The sequence below is a fragment of the Rhodococcus sp. 05-2255-3B1 genome (genome assembly GCF_002258545.1).
Taxonomy (GTDB): Bacteria; Actinomycetota; Actinomycetes; order Mycobacteriales; family Mycobacteriaceae; genus Rhodococcoides.
Genome location: NZ_NOZC01000021.1, coordinates 33625 through 48984, shown reverse-complemented (window position 1 = coordinate 48984; position 15360 = coordinate 33625). Strand labels below are relative to the sequence as shown.

Here is a 15360-nt window from a genome sequence, read left to right as displayed (position 1 = left end):
TCAGGACACCGGACTGTCAGGCCCAGCGGTGACGGTACGCACCTGCCAGTTGACGGTTGCGGAAGTCGATGTCGCTTCCGTCGTTGAGCAAGGCGATTGCCATTCCTACGAAGCCGACTGCTGCCATTACGAACATCGTCATGATTCCCCCAGAATCTCGTGTGGATCCGCCGAGCGGATGTGGGCGTAACAGATTGTTACCCGCGAGTAAGGCGATTCCCACGCCTTTGAGGTCGGCGTCACGTGTGTCCGTGGTCACGAGACGTCGGTCTCATCGGATCGTCCAAATATCAACGGCCACCGACACTCTCGGGATGTGCGTTTGTCCCGTCGTTACTGCGGCACAGGAAACAGATGCTGTTCGTCGGTCACGAACGACCGGAGAAATTCGTCGACGGCTTTTACCCGCGCGAGTCCGGTCAGCTCTCGCGGTACCACCGTCCAATACGTGCGCTCGACGGAGACGACACCGGGCAGCACCGACACGAGGGCCCCGTCCGGCTCACCGATATAGCTGGGCAGGGGCGCAATCCCCACACCGGATCTCGCCGCGATCCACTGCCCGGTGATGTTGTTGGTCTGAATCTGCGCGCGGCCCTCCGGCAGGATCGCATCCAGGATGCGCAGCGGTGCCACATCGAGCAGCGCGTCCACGTACGAGATCAGTGTGTGTTCACGCAGATCGTCGACGGTCCTGATCGGTGCCATCGCGGCGAGATACTCGGCGGACGCATAGAGCTCGAGGGAGTACGTCGCCAACCTGCGGGTAGTGACGAACCTCGGTGACGGCCGCTCCAACGTGATTGCGATGTCGAACTCCCTGGTGGCCAGCGAGTTGTGCTCGGTGGCGGTGACCAGTTCGATGTCGAGATCGGGGTGCTTGTCTCGGAGTACTCCCAATTTCGGTGTCAGCACGAACGCTCCGAAACCGTCCGGGGCCGCGATCCGCACGGTTCCTCGCAGGGAGCCGGTGTCCGAGGTCTGATCCTCGAACGCCGCGATGAGCGTCGACTCGACGGTCTCGGCGTATGCGACGAGGCGTCGACCCGCCTCGGTCAGTCGCCAACCCGACGGCGTTCTGTCGAACAGGCGCTGCCCGGCCGACTTCTCGAGAGCCGTGATGCGCCGACCGACGGTGGTGTGGTCGACACCGAGAGTGTGCGAGGCGTCGGTCAAACGCCCGGTCCTCGACACTTCGAGGAAATAGCGAAGATGGTCTGCGTTGAACACCCACCGAGACTATCGCCGTTGTGCATTTCTGCACAGCGATCTGCGGTTTTGGCCTTTGACATGTGCATCCGTACAAGTGAGACTCGAGACACACCGATGGAAGGATCGAACGTGACCGACGTCATCACGCACTGGCTCGATGGAAAGACCTATTCCGGCGTCTCCGACCGGACCGCCCCCGTCACCAACCCCGCCACCGGCGAGGTCACCGGAACGCTCACCCTGGCCGACACAGACGATGCCCGTGCGGTCATCGACGCCGCCGCAGCCGCATTCCCGGCGTGGCGCGACACCTCGCTGGCCAAGCGCACCTCCATCCTGTTCTCCTTCCGAGAGCTGTTGAACGCCAAGAAGAACGAGCTCGCCGCGATCATCACCGCCGAACACGGCAAGGTTCTCTCCGACGCCCTGGGTGAGATCGGCCGCGGCCAGGAGGTCGTCGAATTCGCCTGCGGCATGGCACATCTGCTCAAGGGCGGATACACCGAGAACGCGTCGACCGGCGTCGACGTCTACTCCATCCGTCAACCGCTCGGACCGGTCGGCATCATCTCGCCCTTCAACTTCCCCGCCATGGTCCCGATGTGGTTCTTCCCCATCGCCATCGCGGCCGGCAACACCGTCGTCCTCAAACCGTCCGAAAAGGACCCGAGCGCCAGTATCTGGCTCGCCGAGCTCTGGGCCGAGGCAGGCCTACCCGATGGCGTCTTCAACGTCCTGCAGGGCGACAAGGTGGCCGTCGACGAGCTCCTCGAGAACAAGAAGATCAAGTCGATCTCCTTCGTCGGCTCCACCCCCATCGCCCAGTACGTCTACGCCACCGGCACCGCCCACGGAAAACGCGTCCAGGCCCTGGGCGGTGCCAAGAATCACGCCGTCGTCCTCCCCGATGCAGATCTCGATCTCGCCGCCGACGCCATGGTCAACGCGGGCTTCGGTTCCGCAGGCGAACGCTGCATGGCCATCTCCGCCCTCGTCGCCGTCGGCAGCATCGCCGACGAACTCGTCGCCAAGATCGCCGAGCGGACAACACCGTTGGTCACCGGCGACGGCACCCGAGGGGCGGACATGGGTCCGCTCGTCACCAAGGCACACCGTGACAAGGTCGCCTCGTACGTCGATGCAGGCGAAGCGGCAGGCGCCACCCTCGTCGTCGACGGCCGCACCGTCCAGCCCGACGGTGGCACCGACGGATTCTGGCTCGGCCCCACCCTGATCGACCACGTGACTCCCGACATGAGCATCTACACCGACGAGATCTTCGGACCCGTCCTGTCGGTCGTTCGCGTCGACACCTACGACGACGCGCTGCAGCTGATCAACGACAATCCCTACGGCAACGGCACCGCCATCTTCACCAACGACGGCGGCGCGGCTCGACGCTTCCAGAACGAGGTCGAGGTCGGCATGATCGGCATCAACGTCCCCATCCCGGTTCCGATGTCCTACTACAGCTTCGGCGGTTGGAAGAACTCGCTCTTCGGCGACAGCCACGCCCACGGGACCGAGGGAGTGCACTTCTTCACCCGAGGAAAGGCCGTCACCAGCCGCTGGCTCGACCCGAGCCACGGCGGCATCAACCTCGGCTTCCCTGAGAATAGCTGAGTTCCGAAAACAGCCAGCCCATGTGCGCGGAACTTCGTAGCAGGTTACGAAGTTCCGCGCACATGGTCACCTCGCGAAGGAGCACACCATGGTTTCCAACATCTCGTTTCCTCGGTTCCTCAAGCTGGGCGGCGGTGCCGTCGAAGAGCTGGGGACGGTGCTGACCGATCTCGACGTGTCACGGCCGTTGCTCGTCACCGATGCGTTCATGGCCGGTAACGGCTCGGCGGATCGTTTGATGAAGATCATGACCGAGGCCGGGAAGACACCGGCTCTGTTCTCGGGCACCGTTCCCGATCCGACGACCGATTCGTTGGTCGCGGGCCTCGACGCGGTGCAGCAGCATTCGGCCGATTCGATCATCGGGTTCGGCGGCGGCAGTCCGATGGATACGGCCAAGGCGCTGGCGATTCTCGCGGTGCAGGGCGGCACGATGCGGGACTTCAAGGCCCCGGTGCTGTCGACCGGCCCCGCGCTACCGATCATCGCTATCCCTACCACGGCCGGAAGTGGTTCGGAGGCAACTCAGTTCACCATCATCACCGACGTGGCATCGGACGAGAAGATGTTGTGCCCCGGGCTGTCGTTCCTGCCGATTGCTTCGATCATCGACTTCGAGTTGACGATGTCGATGCCGGCGCGCTTGACGGCCGATACCGGCGTCGATGCGCTCACTCATGCCATCGAGGCGTACGTGAGCAAGAAGGCCAACCCCATTTCCGACGGTTTGGCCCTCAGTGCGATTCGCACGATCGGGACGTCGTTGCTGCGGGCCTATCGGGACGGCGACGACCGGCAGGCGCGCGAGGCGATGATGCATGCCTCGACGCAGGCGGGAATGGCTTTCTCCAATGCGAGCGTCTGTTTGGTGCACGGTATGAGTCGACCCATCGGCGCGCATTTCCATGTTGCACACGGGCTTTCCAACGCGATGCTGTTGCCTGCCGTCACGGCATTCTCGATCGACGGGGCCCAGGCGCGTTACGCCGATTGCGCCCGCGCACTGGGCGCGGCGTCGGAAAGCGATTCGGATCAGCTTGCCGGTGGCAAGTTGCAGGATGCGATCGTCACGCTGTGCCGTGAGGTGGAGGTTCCGACGCCGGAGACCTTCGGGATCGAGAAGGCGAAGTGGGACCAGCTGTTGCCGCTGATGGCCGAGCAGGCGCTCGCCTCGGGTAGCCCCGGCAACAATCCGGTGGTGCCGACAGCCGAGCAGATCGTCGACCTGTACCGGCAGGTGTACGCGGGAATCTAGTCGGGAGAACCGGATGCGCGGGCGGCCACGGTGTCGCGCCGCGTATTTCGGCGTTGCACCGCAATTCCACCGATCACGGTCACGGCCGCCAGCACTGCCGACAGCAGAATGGACGACCGCTGCTCCGGCCGCACCACCATCATCACCAGCACGAAGACGATGAACCCGATGGCAAGGTACGTCAGCCACGGGTAGAGCCACATCCGAACGGCGGGGCGTTCGCCGTCGCGGTCGAGGTGACGCCGCAGCACCAGCTGGCTACTGGCGATGGCCAGGTAGACGAACAGCGCGACGGCGCCGGTGGTCGCCAGCAGGTAGGTGAAGAGCTTCTCGGGCAGGATGTAGTTTCCGACCACCGCGAGGAACCCGAGCACCATCGAGGCGATCACCGCAACCCACGGCACCCCGTTCGTCGTGATCTTCTTGACCGCCCTCGGTGCGTCACCTCGATCGCCGAGCGAATACAGCATGCGCGACGCTGTGTAGAGCGCCGAATTCAGGCACGACGCAACCGCGGTCAGAATGACGATGTCCATGATGGTCTCGGCGTGCGGGATCCCCATCTTGGACAGGACGAATTGGTACGAGCCCGTGTTGGGATCCAGTTCGTTCCAGGGCACCAATGCGACGATGACGAAGATGGAACCGAAGTAGAAGATCGAGATTCGCCAGATCACCGAGTTGGTGGCGCGGGTGATTCCCTTGGCCGGATCCTTGGATTCGGCAGCGGCGATGGTGACGATCTCCGAGCCCATGAACGAGAACATCGTCGTCAGCATGGCCGCGATCACCGCGCCGAAGCCCAGCGGCATGAAACCACCCGAGGCCCAGAGTTGGTCGACACCACTGACTTCCGAGTCGGGTAGCAACCCGAAGATCGCCGCGATCCCGAGGCCGATGAACGCGATGATGGCCACGACCTTCACCAGGGCGAACCAGAACTCGAACTCGCCGTAGTTGCCGACGCTGATCAGGTTGGTCGCGGTGAGGGCAACGACGATGAGCAGTGCCCACATCCATTGCGCGCCGCCGAGCCAGTTCGTGAGAATGGATGCAGCCGCGGTGGCTTCGACCGGGATCACCAACACCCAGAACCACCAGTACAGCCATCCGACCGAGAATCCGGCCCAATGCCCCAGGGCGCGAGTGGCATAGGTGGAGAACGAGCCGGTGTCGGGATTGGCCGTCGCCATCTCCCCCAGCATGCGCATCACCAGGATCACGAGTGTTCCCGCGAACAGGTACGCCAGCAGCACCGCTGGGCCTGCCGTCGCAATGGCGTTGGCCGAACCCACGAACAGACCTGCGCCGATGACTCCGGCTATCGAGATCATCGTCACGTGCCGTGGCTTGAGGCTGGTGCCGAGTCCGTTCTCGCCGGTATCCGGCTTCTCCGTAATGGCCATCCCTGTAGTCGAACACAAAGTGAACGCAGACGCAGCGGGTGACCGATATGTCCAGACAGCCGGTGGTACAGAGATATTCGGACGAATCCCGGCATACTGGACGGATGAACTCCGAAGCGGACATCATCTCCGATCCGGTCACCATCATCGGTGCCGGCATAGCAGGCGCGGCCTGCGCGCGGGTTCTCCGCGACGCGGACGTACCGTTTCGCATCGTCGACCGAGGCCGCGCTCCGGGTGGGCGGATGTCCTCGCCCGAGTTGCACGGCCGTCGCGTCGATCTGGGAGCGGGCTACTTCACCGTCCGAGATCAAGAATTTGCGACGGTCGTGGCCGACTGGGAGTCGGGTGGATTGGCGCGTCAGTGGGCCAACACGTTCGGCATTCTCAAACCCGAAACGGTTCCGTGCACGACGACCGGCCCGGTTCGCTGGGCGACCCCGAACGGGCTTCGATCCTTGGTACGAAACATGCTCGACGGCTTCGACATCGAACATTCCACGGAGCTGACCGACCTTCCCGACGGCCACGTCGTGGTGGCGATGCCGGATCCGCAGGCGACGCGACTGACCGCCGTTCCCGATGCCGTCGACTACGACCCGGTCATCGCGGTGGCGTGTGGATTCGACGGACTCGACATTCCCTTTCGAGACGCAGCGTTCGTCAACGATCATCCCGATATCGACTTCGTCGTCGACGACGGTGCCCGGCGCGGCGACGGCGCTCCGGTTCTCGTGGTGCACACGACGTCGCGGCGCGCGCAGCAGCATCTGGACAACCCCGACGGGGCGATCGCCCCGGTTCTCGACGCGCTACGCGAATTGTCCGTCGTCTCGGCGGACCCCGCGTGGACCCACGCCCACAGGTGGACATTCGCCAAGCCTGCGGCGCAACACGATTCCAACTTCCAGCTCCAGCACCAGGATGGACGACTCGTCGGACTGGCCGGCGATCAGTGGTGCGAATCCGGAGTGCCCCGGGTCGAGAGCGCCTGGCGTTCGGGAACGGACGTGGGCAGAGAACTCGTGCGACGCCATTCGCACTGACGTTTGCCCGGCGTCGAACCACGAGCCGGATTAGGATCGCCCGCGTGCTGTCCGTGAAGTCGTACTCCCGCGAATACATCGACGCCTGCCGTGCGCGCCTCGATTCTCAGCTCGCCGCATACCGTGCGGTCGCGTCGAATCGAACGACGACGACTGCCGTGGACGAGGCATTCGACGTCGCCTTCTTCAACAATCTCGTCCTGACGCTCGAGGTCTATTTTTTGCACCGCATGCGCGGCCAGGAGAAGAAGAACGGCAATCCACTCAACGAGGTCCGAGTCCTGGCGGCGTCGATGACGACTGCCGACGACATCATGACCAGCGATCCGACCATAAATCTCGATCCTGCGAAAAGCATTCTCGGATACGCCGTCGGCGATCGAATCGCGCTCGACGAGAAGCAGTTCGTCGCATTGGCCGATGCGTTCTTCGCCGAGATCGAGACGAAGTTCGGCCCGCAACTCGCTCCCTAGCTGCTGACGAATGTCACCGTCTCGTCCAGAGGCGCTCGGCTGGTACGGAATCCGTTGATCGGATGTGTCTCGTCGGGGTAACCGAAGGAGATGCCGGCCACCACTTTTCGGGTGTCCGGGATGTCGAACCATTCGTGCAGAAACGGTGAGTACGCGGCCAGTGCTGCCTGCGCGATGGCGCCGAGACCGAGACTCTGCGCGGCAAGCAGAAAGGTTTGGAGGTACAACCCGCAGTCGACGGCCCCGTACGTGCCCAGATCGGCGTCGGTGGTGATGATGGCCGCGTGCGGTGCGTCGAACAACTCGTAGTTGCGGATGAACTGACGCGTCGTTGCCTCGGTGTCGGACTTGACCACCCCGATGCTCTCGTAGAGTGCGCCACCGCATTCGCGTCGTCTGGCTCGGTGCAGGGCGTTGTAGTTCGCCGGGAACGGGAAGTCCGGTTGCGGTGCCCCGGACGCCACGTGCTCCACCAATGCCTCGGAGAACTTTCGGGTGGCATCGCCCTCGGTGACGATGATCTGCCACGACTGGGTGTTGGACCAGGAGGGAGTTCGCTGGGCGGCCGTGAGGAGCTGCTCGAGGACCTCGTGAGGGACCGGCTTCGGCAGGAACTGCCGGCACGAGTACCGCTCGTCGAGTAGTTCTGTCAGCGCGTCGTACCGGGTCACGTCGTCCGCCTCGTGTCAGTGCTGTCGGGTGCGGGTCGAAGGTAACACCACGGCTGCGCCCGACGGTCATGTGCTGGACTGTCGGGCGCGGCCCGGTCTACTGGAGAGGAAGCAGGATGTCCTTCACGCGCGGGTCGGTCGCCAGGAATTCCTGCACCGCCGGGTCCTTGAATGCGGCGACGAGATTCTTGATGTTGTCCGTATCTGCCCACCGGCTACCGATGGTCAGCTGGCCTGTGAACTCGTCCGGTGCCGGCGGGGCGAAGATCTGCTTTTCGACGGGAATGCCTGCGGCGAGGTAGTACTCGGTGTAGCCCACCGCCGCATCGAGATCCGGCAGTGCCCTCGATTGCGCAGCGAAGTCCAGCAGCGTGAACTTCAGATTCTTCGGGTTTCCGACGATGTCCTTCTGCGTGGCCGTCGACTTGTCGACAGCGGGATCGAGCGTGATCAGGCCGGCTCGCTCGAGCACCCACAGGCCTTGGGCCTCGTTGGCCGGGTCGGAGTACAGCGAAACCGTTGCGCCGTCGGGCAATTGAGCTGGGTCCGAGTACTTGTCGGACCACAGGCCGAATCCCCACCGGAACACCGGGGTTGCGGCCTCCTCCTGGAAGTCGGGGTTCGCTTCGAGGACCTGACCGAGCCACAGCTTGTGTTGGTAGACGGTTGCGGCCACCTCACCTTCGCTGACGGCGCGGTTGATGGTGTTGCTGTCTGCGAGTCCGCGGAATGCGACCGTGATGCCGTATTTGGGGGCAACCTGGTCTGCGACGAATTCGACGAGCGCCTGTTCGGACGCATTGCCCTCTGCTGTGGCGACGACGAGTGTTGCTCCCTCGGTGTCGTTGGCCGATGCGGTGTCGCCGAAGAACGCGATGCGGACGATCACGGCGAGGGCGATCAGCACGACGACTGCGGCGATGATCCAGGGCGCTTTCCGGCGGTTCTTCAGCTCGAAGCCGTGCGCTTCGGTGGACGTTGTCATGGTGGATGGAACCTTTCGGGTGTGGTTCAGGCAGTGCGCACAGCGCGCTGATGAGGTGTGGTGAAGCGAACGAGTGCATCGCCGACGAGCTGTACGACGGCGACGGTGAGAATCAGGATGACGATCGTGGCGATCATGACGGTGTGATCGAATCGTTGGTATCCGTATGTAACTGCGACATAACCGATTCCGCCTGCGCCGATGGTGCCGGCGATGGCCGAGTATTCGATCATGGCAATGACGTTGATGGTCAGCCCGCCGATGATCGACGGAACCGCCTCGGACAGCTGCGTGGTGGTGACCTGCAGTGTGGAACCACCGGATGCCCGAGCGACGTCGACCACCGACGTCGGAACCGAGCGCAGAGAGTTCTCCACGATGCGGGTGAAGAAGGCGATGCCTGCCAACGACATCGGTACCACTGCCGCTGCGATGCCGATGTTGGTTCCGGTGATCCATCGGGTCACCGGAACCAGCGCGGCCATCAGGATCAGGAACGGCAACGATCGTCCGATGCTGACGATCCAGCTGACCGGCGTGTGCAGCACCGGGTTCTCGAACAGTCCGCCGGGACCGAGGTTGAACAGCACCGCTCCGAGTGGAACACCGACGATCACCACGATGGACATCACGATCCCGACCATCGTGAGGGTGTCGCCCAACGCGGGCAACAGTAGAGCCGGCAGTTCTTCGACCGGAACCTTGTTTCCTGCCGCGAGTACCGCGATCACGACGCGACTTCCAATACCGGATGATTCCCGTCGACGGAGCCGGACAACCCCAGCGCCGTGAGTGCATCAGGGACGCGTGCACTCAGGTGGCCACCGATGCCGATCGACGCGCTGCCGACCGTCACTCCGGCCACAACCTGCACGGACGCGCCCAACAACGCGACCGGCGCGCCCAGATCCTGACCCAGCCTCCCGATCCAGTCCTGCGGAACATCGGGCGAATCGTAGGTGACCTTCCAGTGCACGTCGCCGGCTGCAGCCTGTGCGTCGTCACGCCGAGGGCGCAGCTCGTTGCCGAGCCGCGAGCGGTGGTCGGTCAACAGATCGACCAGCTTCCCCGATTCGACGATACGACCGTGATCGAGCCTGGCCACCGAATCTGCAGCTCGCAGAACGGTATCCATTTCGTGGGTGATGAACACGATGGCGAGGTCGAGATCACGACGCAGTTCACGCAGCAACTCGACCACCGATTCGGTGGTCTGCGGATCCAAGCCGGATGTCGCCTCGTCGGACAGCAACACCGACGGCCGAAGCGCCAGTGCTCGCGCGATTCCCACTCTTTGACGTTGCCCGCCCGAGAGTTGAAACGGATAGCGAGCGGCTTTGTCGGACAGTCCTACTCGGTCGAGAAGCTCACCCACCCTCCGGCCCGTCTCGGCTTTCGTGGCCCCCAGGAAGTCGAGGGGCAATGCGACGTTCTCGGCCACGGTTCGACGCGAGAGCAGACTCGACGACTGAAGCACGGTGCCGATGCGCCGGCGCGCGACCCGAAGCTGCTTGGCATTCAACTGCGCCAGATCGTCCCCGTTGACGATCACCGAGCCCGAGGTGGGCCGCGTCAACAGGTTGATACATTGGGCCAGCGTGCTTTTGCCGGCACCACTGGGCCCGACGACGGCCAGGATCTCGCCGGACTGCACCGTGAAATCCAGCCGGTCGAGGACGACGGTCGTGTTCTCCCCCGTCCCGTACGTCTTGGTCAATTGCGCTATTTCGATCATGCTCCGACGCTCTTTTCGCTGATGTGACGGCGCAACGATGAGCTACCGGCGACTCGATGACCAGCTATCGACTCATCACGATCCGAACTGTTCCCACCGGCCTAGGTCGTCGGTAGCGTCGCACCGCTGTCGATATCGAAGACAGATCGTCCCGCCGAAGGAGTTCCCCCGTGTCACGCGAGATCCGTTTCAATGCCTTCGACATGAACTGCGTCGCGCATCAGTCCCCCGGTCTCTGGCGTCATCCGCTGGATCAATCGTGGCGATACAAGGAACTCGGCTACTGGACCGATCTGGCGAAGCTGTTGGAGCGCGGCCTGTTCGACGGTCTGTTCGTCGCCGACGTCCTCGGCACGTACGACGTGTACGGCGGTAATCACGACGCCGCCATTCGGCACGGCGCGCAGATTCCGGTGTCGGACCCCCTCTTGCTCGTCAGTGCGCAGGCCGCGGTCACCGAGCATCTGGGCTTCGGGATCACTGCGGGTACCGGATTCGAGCATCCGTATCCGTTCGCGCGACGGCTCTCCACGCTCGATCACCTCACCAACGGCCGGATCGGATGGAACGTGGTGACCGGCTATCTACCGTCGGCGGCGCAGAACATGGGACACGACGATCAGCTGAAGCACGACGATCGTTACGACCACGCCGACGAATATCTCGAGGTGCTCTACAAGCTGTGGGAGGCGTCGTGGGACGACGACGCGGTGGTCCGCGATCGTGAGACCGGTGTATTCACCGATCCCACCAAGGTGCATCGAATCGAACACCGCGGCAAGCACTTCACGGTGCCGGGCATTCATCTGGCCGAGCCGTCGCCGCAGCGGACGCCGGTGATCTTCCAGGCCGGCGCGTCGCCGCGTGGCGTACGGTTCGCGGCGCAGAACGCCGAAGCGATCTTCGTCGGTGCACCCACCAAGGAGATTCTGGCGCAGACGGTTTCGAATGTTCGTCGAGCATTGCGAGATGCCGGCCGCGATCCGTACTCGGCGCGCATCTATCAGTTGCTCACCATCGTCACCGATGAGACATCCGAACTCGCCCATGCCAAGCACGACGAGTATCGGTCGTATGCCAGTGCCGAAGGTGCGTTGGTGTTCATGTCGGGCTGGATGGGCGTCGACCTGTCGCGGTACGCGCTCGACGAGCCGCTCGGCAATGTCGAGAGCAATGCGATTCAGTCGTTCGTCGCGTCGTTCCAGTCCATCGGTGCCGATGGCAAGGAGTGGACGGTGCGCGATATCGCCGAGTGGGGCGGCATCGGTGGTGCCGGTCCGCGCATCGTCGGCTCCCCCGGCGAAGTCGCGGATCAACTGCAGGAGTGGGTGGACGAGACCGACGTCGACGGCTTCAATCTCGCGTACGCCATCACCCCGGGAACGTTCGAGGACGTCGTTCGATTCGTCGTCCCCGAATTGCAGCGGCGGGGTGTCTATCGCACCGAATACACGCCGGGCACGTTGCGTCACAAGCTCTTCGGTAACGGTGATCGACTGCCCGAGGAGCATCGGGCGCAGCAGATCGTACGGGGAGTCAGGAGTCGTCGCGCGCAGGCGTGACCCACGACCGGACGCGTCGGGATGTGTGCGCATCCGTACCAGAACATCTGCACGCTCGTTCGATGCTGTTCGCCGATCTCGCGCTTGGATGAATTCTGTCGCCCCACTCGGACGAGAACGACTCTCGCTCGTGGGGGTACCTCGCGAGGTCACTGTCGCCCTCCGAGTCTCAGTGCCGCCGCGCATCGGCGGCTCAGCCATTTCGACAGGAGCGCCATGACCGTTTCATCGGTAGAAGACGTGCACGCCATCCAAGAACTGAACGCTCGGTACAACTTTGCGGTGGACGAAACCGACGGTCCTGCCTGGGCAGACTGTTTCACCGCCACGGACGTGTTCAACGCCCTCCTTCCGGGCCAGACCCCCACTGGCACGGAGGAATTGCTCGGTTTCATGCCGATCGTCACCGAGGCATTCGGACGAATGCACCACCTCACGACCAACGAGATCATCACGGTGAACGGCAACGAAGCCACTCAGAAGTGCTATCTCCTCTTCTTCTCGGCGAAAGACGGACGCACCGAAGGGACGATCTGCGAGTACAACGACGCACTGGAAAAGACGGACAGCGGGTGGAAGTACTCGCGCAGAGACGTCACCGCGCACACCAAGATCGCTGACTTCACCGCCGTCACAGAAAACGTCTGACCACTCGCGAAACGAAGAGGGACAATCATGGATTTCGAAGACAAGGTCGTTCTGATCACCGGTGCAGCCGGCGGCATCGGCCATGCTGCGACAAAGGCGTTCGCCGAACAGGGCGCGACGCTGGTGTTGGTGGATCTGTCACTGTCGGCGCTGGAGAAGATCGCCGCCGATCTGGGCCTCCCCGAGAACCGATTGCTACTCGTGGCAGCCGATGTCAGGAGCGAAAAAGAGGTCGAAGGATACGTCGCCAGTGCCATGACGCGGTTCGGCAGGATCGACGTCTTCTTCAACAATGCGGGCGTGGAAGGTAAGACCGGAGCCTTGGTCGATACCGACGCCGAGACCGTGGACACGATCCTCGACGTGAACGTGAAGGGATCGTTCTTCGGCATCAAACACGTCCTGTCGACGATGATCACACAGAAGTCGGGTGCCATCGTCAATACGTCCTCGATGGCAGGGTTGATCGGCTTTCCCGCCCTCGGCGTCTACACCGCCTCGAAGCACGCTGTCATCGGCCTGACGCGCGTGGCCGCGTTGGAAGCTGCAGACAGCGGTGTCCGAGTGAACGCAGTGTGTCCCGGTCCGGTGAACACTCGGATGATGCGAGGAATCGAAAACGGCATGTCGGCCGGCAACCCCGAGGCAGCGAAGTCTCAGTTCGCCGACAGCACCGCGATCAAGCGGTACGCCGAGCCCGAGGAGATCGCACATGTCGTGCTCTTCCTGGCCTCGAACAAGGCGTCGTATGTCACCGGCAGCATCTTCACTGCGGATGGCGGCATGACCGGGATGTAGCCGACGGACACTCACCGCCCTGCAGGGCATGCTGTACCGGGCGGTGAGCACGTCCGCCGACGTCAGGACGACGCAGACGTGATCCTTCGACCGAGGTATTCCGAAGGCAGGCAACCTTTCTGCGTTCTGAAGACGCGATTGAGATGCGACAGGTCTGCGAAGCCCCACCGAGCTGCAAGGGTGGACATCGACGTCGGCCGGGTCGCCGAGTCGAGATCTGCTGCGCACGCCTCGACTCGCGACTTCATGACGGTTCGGGCGTACGAGAGTTCGGTCTCCTCGTACAGCTGGTGGAGCTTGCGTACCGAGATGGAAAAACGCCGCGCAGTTTGCTCGGCAGGCACCGACCCACATCGAATCTGTTCTGCCACATAGGCGTTGATCGCGGCTCTCATCTCGGCCCGAAGGCTTCGGCTGTCGCAGGTCCGTTCGTTCTCGCTCGATCCGGCCGCTGATGCGATCAGTGTGAGCAAGGCCGAATTGGTGGCGAGGACATCCGCGCGCTCCATTCGATCGGCCCGTTGCCACACTGCACTCATCGCGGCACTGGCAACATGCGCGGACGCATTGGTCGGCGAGAACGATACTGCGGTTCTCCCGTCCGAATCCGTGATCAGTGGCGTCAACATGCCGTTGGGGACCTTCATCGACAGCACTCGCCATGTGCTCCGGTAATCGAGTCCGAACGGTCGAGTCGCATCGAACAACGCGAAGTCGCCCGCGTTCACGACACACGTCCGGCCTGCTTGCCGCCCGACGCAGGTGCCTTCGAGGACCAAGTTCACGAACGTCACGTCCTCCGTGGTTCTTGCTACCTCCGATCGGCCGTGAAGATGGAGCTGGGGCTCCGACGCGATTTCCGCGAGCCGGATGGAACCCACCGGTGCAGCGCGAACCCATCCGGTCATCCCGCCCGGTGACGACGCCGTGGCGTGTGCGGCGGGGCGGCGGGGAAACAACGGTGTGAACGCGTCGCAGATCGCGTCGCGCCAGTAGCCGAATTGATCCGGCACCGGCAGATCTTCGGTCGTCCAATGCTCCATGGTCAAGCCCCGCCGGTATCGAAGTTCGCGCTGGTCCCACCGATGATGCTGCGCAGTCGTTTCCGGACCGTTGCACGTGATGCGTCGACGCGTAACCGTCACCTCACGGCGATGACGAACGGGCTGTGAACCATAGCGAGAGTGGACGGGCAAGCCAGAAGAGCGCATGCCGAACATGAACGAAATTCACCGTTACCGATGACGACCGGCCGGCCGAATCAGGGCACCGAGACACCTGTGGCAGTTGAATCGAGGGTGGGCGCAGAGGGGTTCGAACCCCCGACCGCTGGTGTGTAAAACCAGAGCTCTACCGCTGAGCTATACGCCCGAGTACCGGTGGCCTGGGTACAACCCCGGGCCACCGGAACGCTTGGAGAAATTTATCGTGTCTGATCTCTAACTACAATTCCGCAGGTCAGCTCACTTGTGCGAGAGCCTCGGCCCACGATGAACTGTCGCGAGCCTCACCGGGTCCGTTCATTTCGGCGAACCGGATGATTCCGGATTTGTCGACCACGAACGTTCCACGATTGGCGAAGCCGGCGCTGTCGTTGAACACGCCGTACGCCTGAGCAACCTCGCCGTGCGGCCAGAAGTCCGACAGCAGCGGAAAGGTGTAACCCTGCTCTGCAGCCCAGATCTTGTGGGTCGGAGGCGGACCCACCGAGATTGCCAAGATCGCAGTCTCGTCGTTCTCGAAGGTCGGTAACTCGTCGCGCACTTTGCACAGCTCGCCCTGGCACGTGCCGGTGAAGGCCAGTGGATAGAACACGAGCAGAACGTTTTTCACGTTCCTGTACGACGACAACGTGACCAGTTGGTTGTTCTGATCCTTCAGAGTGAAGTCGGGCGCAACCGCGCCAACCTCGATCGGCATCTAGAACCGTCTTCCTGTATCGAGCA

At 63.1% G+C, this 15360-nt stretch carries 16 protein-coding genes and 1 tRNA gene; 7 read left to right on the top strand and 10 right to left on the bottom strand.

Features of this window, described 5'->3' with window-relative positions; genetic code table 11:
• Nucleotides 1-16 precede the first annotated feature (16 nt).
• Nucleotides 17-142 (bottom strand): hypothetical protein, encoded by a 126-nt coding sequence (locus CH249_RS28395; RefSeq protein WP_256978899.1) that lies wholly within the window; start codon nucleotides 140-142, stop codon nucleotides 17-19.
• Nucleotides 143-333: 191 nt separating this feature from the next.
• The gene (locus tag CH249_RS12765; RefSeq protein WP_094682269.1) at nucleotides 334-1230 is read right to left on the bottom strand and encodes a LysR family transcriptional regulator; all 897 of its coding nucleotides are present in this window, start codon (nucleotides 1228-1230) and stop codon (nucleotides 334-336) included.
• 96 nt (nucleotides 1231-1326) lie between these two features.
• Between CH249_RS12765 and CH249_RS12760 the strand changes: the two genes are divergently transcribed.
• Nucleotides 1327-2835: a CoA-acylating methylmalonate-semialdehyde dehydrogenase gene (locus tag CH249_RS12760; protein WP_094682268.1), complete on the top strand. Its 1509-nt coding sequence runs from the start codon at nucleotides 1327-1329 to the stop codon at nucleotides 2833-2835.
• Between the two features lie 88 nt (nucleotides 2836-2923).
• Nucleotides 2924-4090, top strand: a complete 1167-nt coding sequence (locus CH249_RS12755; RefSeq protein ID WP_094631640.1) for an iron-containing alcohol dehydrogenase — start codon at nucleotides 2924-2926, stop codon at nucleotides 4088-4090.
• On the opposite strand, the gene CH249_RS12750 is transcribed toward CH249_RS12755, so the two are convergent.
• Nucleotides 4087-5496 carry an amino acid permease gene (locus CH249_RS12750; RefSeq protein WP_094682267.1) on the bottom strand — a complete coding sequence of 470 codons (1410 nt, stop codon included), beginning with the start codon at nucleotides 5494-5496 and terminating at the stop codon, nucleotides 4087-4089. The two genes, CH249_RS12755 and CH249_RS12750, sit on opposite strands and share 4 nt — an antisense overlap.
• 104 nt (nucleotides 5497-5600) lie before the next feature.
• Between CH249_RS12750 and CH249_RS12745 the strand changes: the two genes are divergently transcribed.
• Together CH249_RS12745 and CH249_RS12740 are read left to right on the top strand one after the other, a co-directional pair.
• Complete coding sequence (locus CH249_RS12745) at nucleotides 5601-6542, top strand: NAD(P)/FAD-dependent oxidoreductase (RefSeq protein WP_094682266.1); 942 nt, start codon at nucleotides 5601-5603, stop codon at nucleotides 6540-6542.
• Nucleotides 6543-6586: 44 nt separating this feature from the next.
• On the top strand, nucleotides 6587-7015 hold the full coding sequence (locus tag CH249_RS12740; RefSeq protein ID WP_032394455.1) for a hypothetical protein: 429 nt from the start codon (nucleotides 6587-6589) through the stop codon (nucleotides 7013-7015).
• On the opposite strand, the gene CH249_RS12735 is transcribed toward CH249_RS12740, so the two are convergent.
• The 4 genes from CH249_RS12735 to CH249_RS12720 form a co-directional block, all read right to left on the bottom strand.
• Nucleotides 7012-7686: a nitroreductase gene (locus CH249_RS12735; protein WP_094682265.1), complete on the bottom strand. Its 675-nt coding sequence runs from the start codon at nucleotides 7684-7686 to the stop codon at nucleotides 7012-7014. The genes CH249_RS12740 and CH249_RS12735 overlap by 4 nt on opposite strands.
• A gap of 97 nt (nucleotides 7687-7783) precedes the next feature.
• Nucleotides 7784-8671, bottom strand: a complete 888-nt coding sequence (locus tag CH249_RS12730; protein ID WP_094682264.1) for a MetQ/NlpA family ABC transporter substrate-binding protein — start codon at nucleotides 8669-8671, stop codon at nucleotides 7784-7786.
• A gap of 26 nt (nucleotides 8672-8697) precedes the next feature.
• Nucleotides 8698-9315, bottom strand: coding sequence for a methionine ABC transporter permease (locus CH249_RS12725; RefSeq protein ID WP_217901425.1), 618 nt, complete (start codon nucleotides 9313-9315; stop codon nucleotides 8698-8700).
• Between the two features lie 83 nt (nucleotides 9316-9398).
• Entirely contained in the window at nucleotides 9399-10406 is a 1008-nt protein-coding gene (locus tag CH249_RS12720) for a methionine ABC transporter ATP-binding protein (RefSeq protein ID WP_094682262.1), read from the bottom strand.
• Nucleotides 10407-10576: 170 nt separating this feature from the next.
• Here CH249_RS12720 and CH249_RS12715 point away from each other — a divergent pair, with 170 nt between their 5' ends.
• The 3 genes from CH249_RS12715 to CH249_RS12705 all read left to right on the top strand — a co-directional run bounded on the left by CH249_RS12715 (nucleotide 10577) and on the right by CH249_RS12705 (nucleotide 13414).
• On the top strand, nucleotides 10577-11968 hold the full coding sequence (locus CH249_RS12715) for an LLM class flavin-dependent oxidoreductase (RefSeq protein ID WP_094682261.1): 1392 nt from the start codon (nucleotides 10577-10579) through the stop codon (nucleotides 11966-11968).
• 216 nt (nucleotides 11969-12184) lie between these two features.
• Nucleotides 12185-12616, top strand: coding sequence for a nuclear transport factor 2 family protein (locus tag CH249_RS12710; protein ID WP_094682260.1), 432 nt, complete (start codon nucleotides 12185-12187; stop codon nucleotides 12614-12616).
• A 27-nt stretch (nucleotides 12617-12643) separates the two neighbouring features.
• The gene (locus CH249_RS12705) at nucleotides 12644-13414 is read left to right on the top strand and encodes an SDR family NAD(P)-dependent oxidoreductase (protein ID WP_094682259.1); all 771 of its coding nucleotides are present in this window, start codon (nucleotides 12644-12646) and stop codon (nucleotides 13412-13414) included.
• Nucleotides 13415-13476: 62 nt separating this feature from the next.
• Here the strand turns inward: CH249_RS12705 and CH249_RS12700 are convergent, their stop codons facing one another.
• From CH249_RS12700 to CH249_RS12690, 3 genes are all read right to left on the bottom strand, one after another.
• Nucleotides 13477-14457, bottom strand: coding sequence for a helix-turn-helix domain-containing protein (locus CH249_RS12700; protein WP_256988305.1), 981 nt, complete (start codon nucleotides 14455-14457; stop codon nucleotides 13477-13479).
• Between the two features lie 256 nt (nucleotides 14458-14713).
• A tRNA-Val gene (locus CH249_RS12695) sits at nucleotides 14714-14785 on the bottom strand.
• A gap of 87 nt (nucleotides 14786-14872) precedes the next feature.
• Nucleotides 14873-15334, bottom strand: a complete 462-nt coding sequence (locus CH249_RS12690) for a peroxiredoxin (RefSeq protein ID WP_032394459.1) — start codon at nucleotides 15332-15334, stop codon at nucleotides 14873-14875.
• Nucleotides 15335-15360: the final 26 nt, after the last annotated feature.

Bases quoted from the DNA above. Each gene is read 5' to 3' on its own strand.
- CH249_RS12755 (WP_094631640.1), top strand. From the start codon at position 2,924: ATGGTTTCCAACATCTCGTTTCCTCGGTTCCTCAAGCTGGGCGGCGGT.
- CH249_RS12760 (WP_094682268.1), top strand. From the start codon at position 1,327: ATGGAAGGATCGAACGTGACCGACGTCATCACGCACTGGCTCGATGGA.
- CH249_RS12745 (WP_094682266.1), top strand. From the start codon at position 5,601: ATGAACTCCGAAGCGGACATCATCTCCGATCCGGTCACCATCATCGGT.
- CH249_RS28395 (WP_256978899.1), bottom strand. From the start codon at position 142: ATGACGATGTTCGTAATGGCAGCAGTCGGCTTCGTAGGAATGGCAATC.
- CH249_RS12720 (WP_094682262.1), bottom strand. From the start codon at position 10,406: ATGATCGAAATAGCGCAATTGACCAAGACGTACGGGACGGGGGAGAAC.
- CH249_RS12725 (WP_217901425.1), bottom strand. From the start codon at position 9,315: ATGGTCGGGATCGTGATGTCCATCGTGGTGATCGTCGGTGTTCCACTC.
- CH249_RS12750 (WP_094682267.1), bottom strand. From the start codon at position 5,496: ATGGCCATTACGGAGAAGCCGGATACCGGCGAGAACGGACTCGGCACC.
- CH249_RS12700 (WP_256988305.1), bottom strand. From the start codon at position 14,457: ATGGAGCATTGGACGACCGAAGATCTGCCGGTGCCGGATCAATTCGGC.
- CH249_RS12730 (WP_094682264.1), bottom strand. From the start codon at position 8,671: ATGACAACGTCCACCGAAGCGCACGGCTTCGAGCTGAAGAACCGCCGG.
- CH249_RS12710 (WP_094682260.1), top strand. From the start codon at position 12,185: ATGACCGTTTCATCGGTAGAAGACGTGCACGCCATCCAAGAACTGAAC.
- CH249_RS12705 (WP_094682259.1), top strand. From the start codon at position 12,644: ATGGATTTCGAAGACAAGGTCGTTCTGATCACCGGTGCAGCCGGCGGC.
- CH249_RS12690 (WP_032394459.1), bottom strand. From the start codon at position 15,334: ATGCCGATCGAGGTTGGCGCGGTTGCGCCCGACTTCACTCTGAAGGAT.